Annotated in this window: 9 protein-coding genes; 6 read left to right on the top strand and 3 right to left on the bottom strand. The window is 60.7% G+C overall.

The features are described 5' to 3' along the window. Positions 1 to 48: 48 nt before the first annotated feature. Both DHV10_RS23130 and xylB read right to left on the bottom strand, forming a co-directional pair. Positions 49 to 1,299 (bottom strand): acyltransferase family protein, encoded by a 1,251-nt coding sequence (locus tag DHV10_RS23130; RefSeq protein WP_239461996.1) that lies wholly within the window; start codon positions 1,297 to 1,299, stop codon positions 49 to 51. A gap of 166 nt (positions 1,300 to 1,465) precedes the next feature. Continuing rightward, positions 1,466 to 2,941 carry a xylulokinase gene (xylB, locus tag DHV10_RS23135; protein ID WP_109488795.1) on the bottom strand — a complete coding sequence of 492 codons (1,476 nt, stop codon included), beginning with the start codon at positions 2,939 to 2,941 and terminating at the stop codon, positions 1,466 to 1,468. A 238-nt stretch (positions 2,942 to 3,179) separates the two neighbouring features. Between xylB and DHV10_RS23140 the strand changes: the two genes are divergently transcribed. Next, entirely contained in the window at positions 3,180 to 4,223 is a 1,044-nt protein-coding gene (locus tag DHV10_RS23140) for a methyltransferase (protein WP_109488796.1), read from the top strand. A gap of 288 nt (positions 4,224 to 4,511) precedes the next feature. On the opposite strand, the gene DHV10_RS23145 is transcribed toward DHV10_RS23140, so the two are convergent. Further along, complete coding sequence (locus DHV10_RS23145; protein WP_239461997.1) at positions 4,512 to 7,949, bottom strand: TonB-dependent receptor; 3,438 nt, start codon at positions 7,947 to 7,949, stop codon at positions 4,512 to 4,514. Between the two features lie 359 nt (positions 7,950 to 8,308). Between DHV10_RS23145 and DHV10_RS23150 the strand changes: the two genes are divergently transcribed. The 5 genes from DHV10_RS23150 to DHV10_RS23170 all read left to right on the top strand — a co-directional run bounded on the left by DHV10_RS23150 (position 8,309) and on the right by DHV10_RS23170 (position 15,159). Beyond that, entirely contained in the window at positions 8,309 to 10,780 is a 2,472-nt protein-coding gene (locus DHV10_RS23150; protein ID WP_109488797.1) for an ABC transporter permease, read from the top strand. 223 nt (positions 10,781 to 11,003) lie between these two features. Continuing rightward, positions 11,004 to 11,459, top strand: coding sequence for a hypothetical protein (locus DHV10_RS23155; protein ID WP_109488798.1), 456 nt, complete (start codon positions 11,004 to 11,006; stop codon positions 11,457 to 11,459). Positions 11,460 to 11,753: 294 nt separating this feature from the next. After that, entirely contained in the window at positions 11,754 to 13,184 is a 1,431-nt protein-coding gene (locus DHV10_RS23160) for a sensor histidine kinase (protein WP_109488902.1), read from the top strand. 5 nt (positions 13,185 to 13,189) lie between these two features. Next, entirely contained in the window at positions 13,190 to 13,615 is a 426-nt protein-coding gene (locus DHV10_RS23165) for a response regulator (RefSeq protein ID WP_109488799.1), read from the top strand. Beyond that, positions 13,597 to 15,159: a hybrid sensor histidine kinase/response regulator gene (locus tag DHV10_RS23170; RefSeq protein ID WP_109488800.1), complete on the top strand. Its 1,563-nt coding sequence runs from the start codon at positions 13,597 to 13,599 to the stop codon at positions 15,157 to 15,159. The genes DHV10_RS23165 and DHV10_RS23170 overlap by 19 nt, the downstream gene beginning before the upstream one ends. Positions 15,160 to 15,642 lie beyond the last annotated feature (483 nt).

Raw genomic sequence — 15,642 nt, forward strand, 5'->3', positions numbered from 1 at the left:
GGGCTGTGCCTCATTCATCGCGCGCTTCAATGCGCGATAAGTGGAAATCTAAATCCGGATGAATATCTTCTTCTTGTACATCCAGTACAGCATCACCCAATACGCCCCCATCGTCAGCACGCCCAGGAAGAACGGCTCCAGCCCCGTCCCGAACACATTCAAGAACCCCATCCCCAGATGAATCTTGAAGCTGCTCAGAATAAACTCCTCCCACAGATGCGCCATCAGATATGCCGCAATCGAGTTCATCCCCACAACCACCAGCGGAAACGCAACCTTCCGGTAGCCCTTTATATCGATGACCCACGAGAACGCCGCCAGAAACGCGAGGCAAACGCCCCCGCTCCACAGCGTCCACGCTGGCGTCCAGATCCGCTTCACAATCGGGCAAATCCCCGCAAAGTGCAGCACCAGTCCCGCGGCCATCAGCCCGACTGCCGCAATCGCAAACTTCCGAAGTGGGATTTTGGGCGCACTCTCGTGAAACCACCTTCCCGCAATCAGCCCCAGCAGCATCGTCCCCAGCGTCGGAATGAAACTCAGCGTCAGGTACCCGCCATCGTTATACGCAAACCGGCTCGTGCGCGGAAACAGATTCAGAAACCACACATCAAACGCATTCCCCAGGTTGCTGTTCTTGTTCCAATGCGCAGCAAAGCCGTGGTAAAGATACTTCTGCACAAACTCCGGCGATACGCCCACAGCCGCCCAGTTGTAGTTCGCCTCCGGCGCCGGATAAAGCGCCCACGCCATCCAGTACCCGAACAGAATCACGCCCAGCCACACCCACTGCCACCGCGGTTTCAGGAACGCGATCAGAAATGCGAACGTGTACCCCAGCCCGATCTGACTCAACGTGTCTTCAAACGTGTAGTACGTGATCGGATGGTCGATCGACCGCAGAAAAACTCCCAGCGCAATCAGCAGCACGCTCCGCCACATCGTATGCAGCAGCATGTGTGCGAAGCTCTCGCCCTTCCGCTGCCTGCTTCGTATCGAATACGGCAGCGCCACGCCAGCGAGAAACGTAAACCCCGGCTGGATCGTGTCGTGCAGGCTCATCCCCGCCCACTCCACATGCGTCTGGTTGTACGCGAGAATCCGCCAGAACGTGCTCCCCGGAAACGCCTTCGCCGTGTCCGCCCAGCGCATCACCTCGCCCATCATCAGCACCATAACGAGCCCGCGATACGCATCCACAGCAACATTCCGCGGTGGCGGCGCAGCAATCGTGCTTCCTTCTTTTACTCGCGTAACAGACTCTGCCGGCGCAATCGCCTGGCTCGTAGCAGCAGACATCATCAACTCCCTAGGGCTCAGGCCTGCGTTCCAGGAGACTTTCACTGAACGAGACTCGCCCGCACTCTCGAGAAGCGTCAGGGCACGACTTTAGTCGTGCCGAACGGCTGGCTAAAAACGAAAAGGGTGCGGGCTTCAGCCCGCACCCCAGGACTGCCGCAGCAGTTTACCGCAAGCTTCTCAACGCCGGATACAATTTCCTCCACTGCCCGTATCCCGCCTCATACGCAGCCTTCTCCGCCGCATCAGGCGCAATCCGCTGCGCCACCTGGATCGCCTGATCACACGCAGCATCCAGATTCGCCCAGTGGCCCGTGCCCACTCCCGCCATCAGCGCACACCCAAACGCGCCGCCTTCTTCCGCAACCAGGCACTCCACCGTCATTCCGTACACGCCCGCTTGGATCTTCCTCCACAGCGGCCCTCTAGCACCGCCCCCGCCCAGCCGCACATCGCTCAGCGGAATTCCCAACTCCGTGAACAGCGTGAAGCTGTCCTTCAGCGAATAAGCCACTCCCTCCAGCACCGCCCGCGTAAAGTGCGCCGCGGTGTGGATCGTCGAGATCCCCGCAAACGCCGCCCGCACATACGGGTCGAGATGCGGAGTCCGCTCTCCCATCAGATAAGGAGCCCACATCAGCCCCTCGCTCCCCGCCGGAACCTGGGCCGCCGCAGCCGTCATCGCGTCGTAATTCTGCCCGGCAAAGAACGTATTCTTCAGCCAGTTCAGGCTCAACCCCGCGCCCTGCGTCACGCCCATCACGTGCCACACACCCGGCACCGCATGGCAAAACGTATGCATTCGTCCCTTTGGATCCTTGGTCGGCTGTGCCGTCGCCGCAAACACCACGCCCGAAGTCCCGATCGTTGCCGACACCGAACCCGGCTGCAGAATCCCCATACCTACCGCGCCCGCGCCCTGGTCGCCCGCTCCCGCTACCACCGGCGTCCCCGCCTTCAATCCCGTCAGCCCCGCCGCCGTCTCGCTGATTCGCGCGCACACCTCCGGCGACTCATACACCTTCGGAAGCCAGCTCTCCGGAATTCCTGCCGCCTCGGCCACTTCCTTCGACCAGCGCCGATGCGTCACATCCAGCAGCAGCGTGCCGCTCGCCTCCTGCACATCAATCGCAAACTCGCCCGTCAATCTGTACCGCACATAATCCTTCGGACACATGATGTGCCGGATCTTCTTGAAGGTCTCAGGCTCGTGCGTCTTCACCCACAGCAGCTTCGTCAGCGTGAAATTCGGCAGCGCCGGATTGCACGTGAGCTCGATCAACTTCTCGTACCCGATCTTCTCCGTCAGCCAGTCGCACTCCGGCTGCGTCCTGACGTCGCACCAGATCAGCGACGGCCGCAGCACCGCGCCATTCTCATCCAGCATCACCGCGCCGTGCATCTGCCCTGTCAGTCCGATCCCAGCGATCTCCTCATGCGGCTCCGGAGCAGCTTTGATCGCGCCCCTGATCGCCTCCTGCGCCGCTCTCCACCAGTCCTCCGGATCCTGCTCTGCCCAGCCTGGATGCGGCGTGCGAAACGGAGCGTGCTCGCTTGAAGCACCACTGATCAGCTTCCCGTTCCCATCAACAACCACCGCCCGCGTACCGCCCGTTCCCACATCCATGCCAAGAAACCACATCGCCTTGCACCCCTCTTGTAAATCGCTTTTCTCTGCGCTGGCAGCATACCAGCTTTACCCCGCACCCGGAAGCCGCGGCGCGCACGTCACACTCAGTCGTTCTCTCATGAACTTTTCGTCATGTACACTCGTATAGCTCCAAAGCCCAGTTGCACTTCCCCTGCCGCATACAAGCTCTCTGCGCTTTCCTGCCGGCCGGTCATAACGGGCCCCCATCACTCCGAACAGAGAGGAAAACATGACCACCACAGCAGTCGCACCTGAGATCCCTACTCAGTCCGTCTCCCCTGAACACATCCTCCAGACCGGCCTCGCCTTCTGGGCCTCCAAAACTCTCCTCAGCGCTGTCGAGATGGAGGTCTTCACCGAGCTCGCCCGCGGACCTGAAAGCCTGGAGACCCTCACCGGCCGCCTCGGCCTCCACCCGCGTTCCGCCCGCGACTTCTTCGATGCGCTCGTCGCTCTCGGCTTCCTCCAGCGCGAAAATGGAACCTACCGCAACACTCCATCCGCTGACGTTTTCCTCGACAAGCACAAGCCCTCCTACATCGGCGGAATGCTCGAGATGGCCAACCGCCGCCTCTTCGGCCACTGGAACAACCTCACTACCGGCCTCCGCACCGGCAAGCCCCAGAACGAAGCCGCCCATGGCGAGCCCGACATGTTCGCCACCCTCTACGCCGACCCCGAGCGCCTCAAAGTCTTCCTTCGCGGCATGACCGGCGTGAGCCGCGGCGCAAACCTCGCCATCGCCTCGAAGTTCCCCTGGCACAAGTACAAAACAGCAGCCGATTGCGGAACCGCGCAGGGCGACCTCATCGTCCAGATCGCGCTCAAGAACCCCCACATCAGCGGCATCGGCTTCGACCTCCCCGAAGTGGCTCCCATTTTCGAAGAACACGTCGAAGCGAACGGCCTCTCCTCTCGCCTCACGTTCCAGCCCGGCAGCTTTTTCACCGACCCGCTGCCCAAAGTCGACGTCATCACCATGGGCCACATCCTCCACGACTGGAACCTCGAAGAAAAGAAGATGCTCGTCCGCAAGGCATACGAAGCCCTGCCCGAAGGAGGAGCCTTCATCGCCTACGACAGCATCATCGACGACGATCGCTCCAAGAATGCCTTCGGCCTCCTCATGAGCCTCAACATGCTCATCGAAACCCACGGCGGCTTCGACTACACCGGTGCCGACTGTATCGGCTGGATGAAAGAAGCCGGCTTCCGCGAAGCCCGCGTCGAACACCTCGTCGGCCCCGACTCCATGGTCATCGGCATCAAGTAGGGCCACATCAACAGAAACCGGGTGCCCCCGATCCCTCGCTTTTGGGGACCGGGGCGAGATGTCCACTCCTTTGCCCCACTTGTCACGCCGAAGCCTTCGCGGAGGCGGATCGCGCACAGCCTCATCGTGCGATGTTGCAACGAACGAGCCGATCGATCGTCCAGGACGTCGGGTTCCCCATGTCTCCCGGTTTCGGAGACATGGGAACAAGGATGCCAGGTTCCCCACACCACCCAAAACAAAACGGCGGCGAATGTCTCCATTCGCCGCCGCCCTCACAGCAATCGTCTAGAACTCGTACCTCAAGCTGAACTGCATCTGCCGATCCGATGAATACGTCGCACCCTTGCCCGTCACCTTCCCAAACGTGCTGCTCGTCGGGTTGGTGTTCGGATTATCCAGGTTCGGATGGTTGATGAAGTTGAACGCCTCCGCCTTGAACAGGACCCTGCTCGACTCCGGACCAATCGGAACCGCCTTTTGCATCGCGATGTTCCAGCTCTGGAAGCCCGGCCCATACACCTGGTTCCGCATTCCCTCCGGAGCAAACGTGCCCGCCGCCGGCTTCTGATAGACACCTGTGTTGAACCAGTAAGCGTTCTTCGTGTTGTTCGGCGAGCTCTGCCGCAGCAGCGTCACCGGCCCGGTACGATTCCACAGTTGGTTGCCCGAACCCGGACCCACACCCGCGAAGTCGTCGCCGGTCGAAACGTTCAATGGCGCGCCGCTCTGGAACTGCGAGGTTCCCGACAGCTGCCACCTGCCGATCACGTTGCGCGCGGCCCAGTTCGACCAGTGATCCGCGAAGCCCATATCCCACACGTAGTTGATCACCAGCATGTGCCGTGTGTCGTAGTCGCTCGGGCCGTAGAATTCATGCGGATCGTAGACATTCGGAATGTTCGTACCCGCATCCGAGGCCGTATCCAGGCTCTTCGACCACGTGTAGGCCACGCCAAACGTCAGCCCGCGGCTTACTCGATGCTTCAGGTTAGCTTGCAGACCGTGATAGTTCGAGATCGCATCCGTGGTCTCCTGCTGGATGACGGAGAACCCCTGGTACGGCCGCAATGCATCCGGCTTCGCCACCTTCGGATTCGCCTGCCGTGTACCCGGCTGCAGTTGGTTGATGTTTTCAAGATGCTGCAGGTGAAGTCCGCGCCGTCCCACATAGCCCAGCGTGGCCACGCCCACCTTCGGGAATTCATGCTCGGTCGTCAGCGTCCACGACCACGCCTCAGGCGACGGGAAGTGGTACGCGTACGATGTCATGTTGATCGGGTAATTGTTCGCTCCCGAACCTCCGGGCGAATCAGTACCGCCGTAGCTCACCGTCGCCGAGGGCTGGAACGGCGGGTTGCCGCCCAGGTGCACGCTGTCGCTCACACCCAGACGATCGAAGTACCGTCCTCCACCCATTCTGATTACCGTCTTCGGATCCAGCGAGAACGTGATTCCAACGCGCGGCTGGATGTTCGTCCACACCGTCGGGTTATATCCGCGGTCGAATCCGTGGAACAACCCATCGTACGAGCCATTCAGAATGTTGGCCGGCACATGCCCTTGTGCGCTGCTTGGGAAATGCGTTCCGGGAATCACGATGCCGTCGTACAGATTTGTTCCCGACACAAAGCCCGTCGTCGGATCCACGTGCGGCGCTGTGTTCGCATCGTACGTCGCCGGCGAGAAGACCGACAGGTTGCCCCACTTCGCGTAATAGGGATTCATGATGCTGTGCCGGAACCCGTACTCGATGACCAGGTTCGGTCTCGCGTGCCAGGTGTCCTGCACAAAGTACTCATACATATTGCTCAGGAAGATCGTGTACGAGCGCACGCCGATCTCGCCGTAGGTATCGAACAAGCCCAGCGCAGTGTTGGCCACCGCCGCCTTCGACGTCTGGTTGCCGCCGCGCGTATCCGTAAACGTGAAGAACCCGTTCTGGTTGTTCGTCGCACCCGGCGTCGTCGAGCTCACGTTGATCTGGTCGAAGTCGTTCTGGCTCTCGCGCTCAAACAGTGCGCCTGCCTTCAGCGTGTGCTTGCCCACAATCTTCGTAATGCTGTCCGCAAAGTCCCACACCACTCCGCCTGAATGCGAAGGGTACGGTCCGCCGTCCAGCGTATCGAAGTTTGCAATCTGGATCGTCGGAATCTTGTTCGGAATCTCCTTGTCGCTCTGCGCGAAAAGGAACGGGTAGTTGATACCGTACTTCGTGCGATCGAACAGTCCGCTGCTCGTGTCGATGCCGATCCGCACGTGATCCGCGCTGGCCGAAACATATGCTTCGTTCACCAGCGTCGGGCTCACCGTCCACGTGTAATGGAGCACGCCCACCTGGTTTGGCCGGTGCCACACCTGCGGCGTCCGGTTAAAGTTTCCGTAGTGTGGCGATCTGCTGTCGTAGTTGTAGTTCAACAGCGAGAACCGCAGGTGATGGTTGTCTGAAATCGCATAATCCACCACCAGCGTATCTTTCCTCTGGTTCTCCGGATAGATCGCTGCGTCAACCCAGTTGTAGGTCGGATTCGCCGCGTTCGGCGCCGGATAAGCATTCAGCAGACCCAGTCCGTTCGCGCTCAGATCGCCGGCAGGAATGATGTTTCCGGCATATGCAAGCCCCGTGAACGGGCTGTAGATCTGAACCGCCTTGCCGTAATAGTTATAGATGTTCGCCGGATCCAGCAGTTCGCTGAAGTTTCCTGTCCGCATAAGCGTGGAAGGCACCTTGCGCTGCGCTGTATCCACGTGGCGGTAGCGGATGTACTCCTGACCCGCAAGGAAGAACAGCTTTTTCCGTTCGCTGTTGAACGGAACGCCCGGAATCCAAACCGGCCCGTTGAAGTTCCAGCCAAACTGGTTGAAGCGGAACGCCGGCGGATGCCCGTAAATGTTCGGATCTGTCGTCGATTTACGAGCCCACGTGTTCGCGTTGAAAAACGAATTGCGTAGATACTCGAACACAGCTCCGTGGAAATTGCTGCCGCCGCTCTTCGGAACAATGCGGATGATGCCGCCTGAAGCGCGTCCGTACTCCGCCGGATACGCTGCCGTCAGCACCTGCATCTCCGACGTTGAATCCGTATCCGCCACGCCGATGCTCGTTCCGTTTCCGCGGCTGCGCACCATCGGCGCCCCATCGAACGTCATTCCGTTTTCGCGGCTACTCGACCCGTTGATATTGATTCCGTTGTCTAGGCCGAAGTTGAAGTTCGAGATCGACGAGCCTCGCCGCACTCCGGGCTCAAGCTGTGCCAGGTACATGGGATTGCGCCCGTTCAGCTGGATGCTTTTCACCTGTTCCTGCGTCACCAGCTGACCCACGGCCGCCGTCTGCGTCTGAATCACGTTCGCATCGGCCACCACGTTGACGGTGGTAGCCGAAGCTCCCACGCTCAGCGCAGCATTCACCTGCATCGGAATGCTCGGCTGCAGGTGGTTGTGCGTCTGGGTAAAGCTCTGGAATCCCTGCGCAGTCGCGTTCACCGTGTAGTTCCCGGGCTGCAAGTTGGTCACGGCATAAAAACCTGTGTCGTTCGAAGTCACCGTGCGGATCTGACCGTTCGCTTCATTCGTAATCGTCACGGTCGCGTGCGGAACTACCGCTCCTGATGAATCGGTGATCGTTCCTGTGATAGATGAGTTATCGGATTGGGCGCTTGCTAGAGAGGCTTGGAACACCAGGCCTACCAAAAATACGAACAGCAGCCTGCGTAGGATCTGCATATCCTTTTCTCCTCGCGGATGGGTTCTGCAAAGTTTTTCTTGGTTCGGGACGAACGCCGGCGATTGCAGGTGGTTGGGAACGATACCACCAGCCGACTGTCCATCTTGGTTTTTCCGCTCCGGAAAGTCAATAGAACAATCGGCTGAGAATCCATCAAATCACGGTCATTTCACACTAGCTCCCTCCCGCAATCCCCTCCGAACAGAAAGAAAATCGATAAACCTCCGCATCCGTCCACAACGCAGCAGTTTGTCGCGCCATTCGTCACAATTCGCGAACCCCAGACCTCACTGGTGCGTAAATCGATCCAAGGCCGATTCCGTCATGTCCGGCCAACGCCAAGCAGAGGATCAGGATCATGTTCAGAGACCAGCTCAAGCAGGTACTGCGGCGCCTCTTTCGCGCCCCGCTCTTCACCTCCATCATCCTGATCACGCTCTCCATCGGCATCGGCGCCAACGCGGTCGTCTTCGGTGTTGTCGATGGCGTCCTGCTTAAGCCCCTCAGCTATCCCCAGCCCGATCAGCTCATCGGGCTCTGGCACAGCGCCAGCGGCATCGGCTTCGACGAACTCAACATGGCGCCCTTCCTCTACTTCATCGATCGTGAGCAGAGCAAAACACTCGAGGACGTCGGCATGTACAACGGCGACTCCCTCTCGATCACCGGCGTCGGCCAGCCCGAACACATCTCCGGCCTCGACGTCACCGACGGCGTCCTACCCATGCTCGGCGTCAAGCCTGCCCTCGGTCGCATCTTCACGCGCCAGGACGACTCTCCAACCGCCCCTAAAACCATCCTCCTCTCTTACGCCTACTGGCAGCGCAAATTCGGCGGCGATCAATCCGTCATCGGCCGCTCTCTCACAGTCGATGGAACCGCCCGAGAAATCATCGGTGTCCTCCCCCGCAACTTCACCTTCCTCGACGACTACGACGCCGCCATCTTCCTGCCCATGCAGCTCGATCGCAGCAAAACCAAGCTCGGCAATTTCAGCTTCCGCGGCATCGCCCGCATGAAGCCCGGCGTCAGCCTCAAGCAGGCAAACGCCGACATCGACCGCCTCCTCCCCATCGCCATTCACAGCTTCCCCGCCCCCGACGGTTTCCCAGCCGGCATCTTCGAGTCCGCCAAAGTTCGCGCCAACCTCCACACCCTCAAGCGCGACGTCATCGGCGACGTAGGCAACGTCCTCTGGGTTCTGATGGGCTCCATCATCCTTGTCCTGCTCGTCGCCTGCGCCAACGTCGCCAATCTCCTTCTCGTTCGCGTTGAAGGCCGCCGTCAGGAACTCGCCGTGCGCTCCGCGCTTGGTGCAGGCCGCTCCAGCATCACCGCCGGCCTCCTCGTCGAGAGCCTCACCCTCGGCGTTGCCGGAGGCATCATCGGCCTCGCTCTCGCATTCGGCGCGCTCCGCCTGCTCGTCTCCATGGCCCCGACAGGTCTCCCGCGCCTTCACGAAATCGGCGTCAACGCCCCGGTGCTCCTCTTCGTCCTGATCACTACCCTGTTCGTCAGCTTCGTGATCGGGATGCTCCCCATCCTCAAGTACTCCGGCATCAGCATGTACACCGGCCTCCGCGAAGGCGGACGCTCCGGCACCCAGTCCCGCGAGCGCCAGCGTGCCCGCAAAGTTCTCGTCGTCATTCAGGTCGCTCTCGCTCTCGTGCTCCTCATCTGCTCCGGCCTGATGATCCGCACCTTCCGCGCCCTTGCCAACGTCTCGCCCGGATTCACCGAGCCCGCATCGCTCGAGAAGTTCCGCATCTACATCCCCGAAACCACCATCCCCGAGACCGACAGAGAGCGCGTCCTCCGCACCGAGCAGGCCATGGCCGACAAGCTTGCCGCCATTCCCAACGTCTCTTCCGTCGCCTTCTCCACCGAAATCCCCATGGACGGGCACGACTCCAACGACCCCATCTTTGCGCAGGACCGTACCTACCGTGAGGGCGAACTCCCGCCCATCCGCCGCTTCATCTTCGTATCGCCTGGATACTTCTCCACAGTCGGTACGCCGCTCGTCGCCGGCCGCGACCTGACCTGGGCCGAGACCTACCAGAAGCGCCCCGTCGCACTCATCTCTGAAAACCTCTCCCGCGAATACTGGGGCTCGGCCGAAAACGCCATCCTTAAAAAAATCCGCGTCGGCACAACCGACGATTGGCGCGAAATCATCGGCGTCTCGCGCGACGTCTACTACGACGGCGTAAGCAAGAAGGCTCCCTCTGTTGTCTACTGGCCCGTCTGGCGCGACCGCTTCGAAGGCCAGAAGGAAGACGTTAACCGCGGACTCACATTTGTGATTCGCTCCCCCCGCGCTGGCTCCGCCGCCTTCCTCACCCAGGTGCAGCAGGCCGTCTGGTCCATCAACGGTGAACTGCCTCTCGCCGAGACCGGCACTGTTGGCGAACTCTACACCAAGTCGATGGCTCGCACCTCATTCACGCTCATCATGCTTTGCGTTGCGGGAGGCATGGCTCTTCTGCTCGGCATCGTCGGAATCTACGGCGTCATCTCCTACGCCGTTTCGCAGCGCACCCGCGAAATCGGCATTCGCATGGCGCTCGGCGCGCAGCGCGATCACCTCACCGGCATGTTCGTGCGCCAGGGCCTGCTTCTCGCCGGCATCGGCGCCGTCTTCGGCGTCGCAGCCGCCTTCGGCACCATGCGCTTCATGAGCTCCATTCTCTTCAAGGTCAGCCCCATGGACCCGCTCACCTACTCGCTCTCCACCGCCGCTGTGCTCGCGATCGCGCTACTCGCCTGCTACGTTCCGTCGCGCCGCGCCTCCCAGGTCAACCCCGTCAACGCCCTCCGATCGGAATAGCCCTCACCATCTCCGGAAACCGTGCTGTGCCCCGTTCATCGCATCTTTTCGCGATGAACGGGCCGAAAACCAGGCCAGTTCAACCAACAGTTCGGGTGCCCCATGTCTCCCGGTTCTGGAGACATGGGAGAGCATAATGTCCCCGCCTTTTTCTGTTCCCCTTTTCCGCAACTCCGTGCTACGATTCCGCACAAATCGCTGCACCACTTCGGGGGAGCTTTGCATGGACAACATGATTCGCCTTTTTACCGGCGCGGTCTTTCTCTCCTTCTTCGCCATCGGCATCGCCGTCGCGATCTTCTACATCCTCACCCTCTCGCGCGCGCTGAATAAGTGTCATCCCGCCTCCAGAACCATGGAACCCGGAATGGTCTGGCTCCTGCTCATCCCTCTCTTCAACCTCATCTGGAACTTCTTCGTCGTTCAGGCGATGACAAAGTCTCTCGCCAACGAGTTCCGGCTTCGCAACATACCCAACGCCGACCCCGAACCCGGAAAGACCATCGGCCTCGCCATGGCCATCTGCGGAGCGTGCTCCATCATCCCGCTCGTCAACATGATCACCGGCCTCGTCTACATTGTTCTCTGGATCATCTACTGGATCAAAATCGCCGGCTTCTCGCAGATCCTCGACCAGGTGCCCGCATCCGCCGGTCCCGCTCCAATTCAAGCCCTCTAACAGACTCTCCTCTTCCGCATCGTGCGCAGTTCCGGTTTCCCATGTCTTCTGTTTTGGAAGACATGGGAACCACAACCCTCGAGTCTCATCGGACGACTAGAACCTCACGTCCGACTATGGCCGCCCACCTCCGCCCCTTCCGCACTCGCCAACCAACCGCTGACTTGCTAACTCGCTAACGCCGCGAAGCGGCGCTAACTTGCTGTTTTTGTCACGCACAAAACCGGGATCCGGGTGCCCGTCCATCGTTGGGAACCAGGGCGAGATGCTTCCTCACATACAATGTCTCTGCGCATGGACATTCTCAGCCGCAAATCCTCCATCGGCTTGCTCACCGTTCTCGCCGTCATCCTCGTCGCAATCAACGCCATGGTCGCCTACCGCTCCGTTGCCGTTCTGGAGCACTCGCAATCCTGGGTCCAGCACACCTACCAGGTCATCGCCCAGGTAGAAATCATCATGGGCTCCGAGAAGGACGCGGAAACCGGCGAACGCGGCTTCCTGATCACAGGCGACCCTCGCTTCCTCGAGCCGTATTCCAATGCCGAGCGGGATCTGCCTGCTGAACTCGACGCCTTTCAGCAGCTCACGTCCGACAACGCCTCCCAGCAGTCGCGCCTCGCCCAACTGCGAAGCCATCTCGTGGTTCGCAATCAGCTCCTCGAGCACGCCATCAATCTCCGTCGCGGCGGCTCCTCCATGGCCCAGGCCGCCCTCGCCGTCACCGAGCAGGGCAAGGCCGAGATGGACATACTCCGCCGCATCGGCAAAGAGATGCAGTCAGAGGAATACCGCCTCCTCACGGATCGCCTCGTTCAAGCCCGGCGTGCCGACATCCGCACCCGGATAACGGTCGCTGTCGCCACCATCCTCGATCTCATCCTGCTCGTCATCATGTCCCGCTACCTCTACCGCGAGCGTGAACTCCGCTACAAAACCGAACTTCAGGCCACCGAGCTCCGTGAAGCCAACGAGCGCATCATCGCCTCTACCGCCGAGATCCACGAGCTCAACGAAACCCTCGAGTTGCGCGTCAAGCAGCGCACCTCAGAGCTCGAGGCCACCAACCGCGAGCTTGAGGCGTTCTCCTACTCGGTCTCCCACGACCTTCGCGCTCCACTGCGCACCGTCGATGGCTTCAGCCTCGCGCTCGAAGAAGACTACGCCGAAGCCGTCGACGCCGTCGGCAAAGACTACATCCGCCGCATCCGCGCAGGCGTTCAGCGCATGGGCCAGCTCATCGATGCTCTTCTCCAGCTCTCTCGAATCACCCGCGCCGAAGTCGAGACGTCTGAATTCGACCTCTCCGCCCTCGCCGATTCCGTCGCCTCCACTCTTGTTCAGGAAAACCCGGGCCGCCAGATCGATTTCCGCATTGAGCCCGGTCTCACAGCCACCGGCGACCCGCGCCTCATCCGCGTCGCTCTCGAAAACCTCTTCGGCAACTCCGTCAAGTTCACGTCCCGCCTACCCTCGGCTCTGATCGAGTTCGGACGCGACCCAGCCCAGAACGCCTACTTCGTCCGCGACAATGGCGCTGGTTTCGACATGGCCTATGCTGACCGCCTCTTCTCCGCCTTCCATCGCCTTCATGGCGATAAAGACTTCAAAGGCTCCGGCATTGGCCTCGCCACCGTCTCCCGCATCATCCACCGCCACCACGGCAAGATCTGGGCTTACAGCGAGGTCGATCGTGGCGCTACCTTCTTCTTTTCGTTAGAATAACCGCCATGTCGACGACGCAGCGCTGCATCTTGCTTGTTGAGGACGATCCCGATCACGAACTCCTCACCATCCGGGCCCTTAAAAAGGCAAACATTGCTAACGATATTCACGTTGCCCGGGATGGTAGCGAAGCCGTCGAAACTCTGTTCGGGCCCGACGCTCTCAAGCCCCAGGTCATCCTCCTCGATCTCAAGCTCCCTAAACTTGACGGCCTCGAAGTCCTTCGCCGCATCCGCGAGACAGACAGCACCCGCACCCTTCCCGTCGTCGTCCTCACCTCCTCCGACGAAGAGCGCGACGTCGTCCGCTCCTATCAGCTCGGCGTCAACAGCTACATCCGCAAGCCCGTCAACTTTACTGACTTTGCTGAAGCTACCCGGCAGCTTGGCATGTACTGGCTGGTCCTGAACGAATGTCCCCCGGCCAACTGAGCGCAACCCCACTGCACGTCCTCCTCGTTGAGGACAATCCCGAAGACGCGTTCCTCATCGAGCGACACCTGCGCCGCAACGGATTCCAGCCATCCATCAACCGCGTTGAGACGGCCGCGGAGATGCGCGTCCAGCTCGCCTCTGACGCGCTCCCCGACGTCATCCTCGCCGACTACAACCTCCCCAACTTCAGCGGCCCCGCTGCGCTCGCCCTCCTCAAAAGCACGCGCCTCGACATCCCCTTCATCATGCTCTCCGGCGCCGTCAGCGAAGAGACCGCGGTCTCCTCCATGCGCGCCGGCGCCGCCGACTACATCAGCAAACAGAACCTCGTGCGCCTTGTCCCCGCCATCGAACGCGAACTCAGTGAAGTCAGCAGCCGTCGCCGAGAGATGGCTGCCCAGCAGGCCCTGCTCGCCTCCGAGAGCCGCTTCGATCGCCTCGTCGCCGCCATGCCCCTCGGCCTCCTCATCTCCGACGCCGACCAGCGCATCGTCTACGCGAACAGCGCAATCGAAGCTATGCTTCAGTACGCCTCCGGCTCGCTGCGCAATCGCGAGAGCTCCCTGTCCGCTCTCTTCCCTGATTCCTCGCGCATCGTCTCCGCCCTTCAGGCTCAGCCTTCCGACCGTCACGACTCTCTCTTCGAATCCACTTGCAGTCTCGCTGACGGAAAACCCCTCGACGTCCTCGTTGCCCTCACTGTACTCAACCCCGAAAAGCCTCTCGAAGATCGCCGCCTCGCTGTCTTCATCGCCGACATCACCATGCGCAAAAAGAGCGAGGAGATGCTCCGCCGCACTGAAAAGCTCGCCGTCGCGGGACGCCTCGCCGCCGTCATCGCCCACGAGGTCAACAACCCCCTCGAAGCCATCACCAACTGCCTTTATCTTCTCGAGCACTGCGAGCTCTCCGACGACGCGCGCAAATTCCTCGTCACCGCTCAGTCCGAGCTCTCGCGTATCTCTCAAATCACGGTTCAGACTCTTCGCTTCCACCGCTCCTCCACGCACGCTCGTTCCACTGACCTGCACGAGTTGATCGACACCGTCCTCGCCGTGCTCTCTTCACGCTTCGGCAAGCACGAGGTCGAGGTTGAGAAACACTTCGGCGACATCCCGCGCCTCATCATTCACGATGGCGAAGTCCGCCATCTCATCACCAACCTCCTTGCCAACTCGCTCGATGCCATGCCCCGCGGCGGTCGCATCGTCATTCGTACCCGCCGCGCCATCGACCCCGTCTCGAAACTGGAAGGCGCCCGGCTCACCATCGCCGACACCGGCACCGGGATGAGCGGCGAAACCCAGAGCCGCCTCTTCGAGCCCTTCTACTCCACCAAAGGAATCACCGGTACCGGCCTCGGCCTCTGGATCTGCCGCGGCATCGTTGAAAAGCACGGCGGCACCATCCGCTTCAACAGCCGCGAAGCCTCTCCCCACCGCTCCGCCGGCACCGTCTGCACAGTCTTCCTCCCCACCGAAACCCCCGCCGACGCCCCCACCTCCAGTTCCTTCGACCTCTCCATGGCCCGCCTCGGCTGAGGCGACAACAAATTTCGAGAAGGTAGCTCGGCAGCTCCGTTGCAGGACAAACTGATTCGGTAAACTTCCCCGCTTGAATGGCAGATTCCGCGCGAACATTCCTTTGTGATTGCAGTCACTGACCCCTCCACGCCTCAGTAGCACCATCTCCGGATATTTGGGGTTGCGTATTTAATCGCGTTTGTTTCGCGACGCGGCACACAGCCCATTCGCTGTTCTGAACCCGTTCCTACCCTTGGAAACGGAACAGGACATGAGTGCGACTTGGTCGAGAGGAAAGCAGAAGCCTCAGAGCATTGCTCCACTCCGAACCTCACCGACCTTAAACATCGATAGCAACTACTGAGGGCTAGCGTGCCTCAGCCTCTTCAGCCATTCACGGTCCAGGTCTGGTTTGTCGTGCCGCGCATTCGTGCGCAGTGAACACAGGCTTGTTCCGGATGGCGTAGACCCGGTCTAGATGGTTTTATCTCGCTCAGTTTG

The organism is Occallatibacter savannae (assembly GCF_003131205.1).
Taxonomy (GTDB): Bacteria; Acidobacteriota; Terriglobia; order Terriglobales; family Acidobacteriaceae; genus Telmatobacter; species Telmatobacter savannae.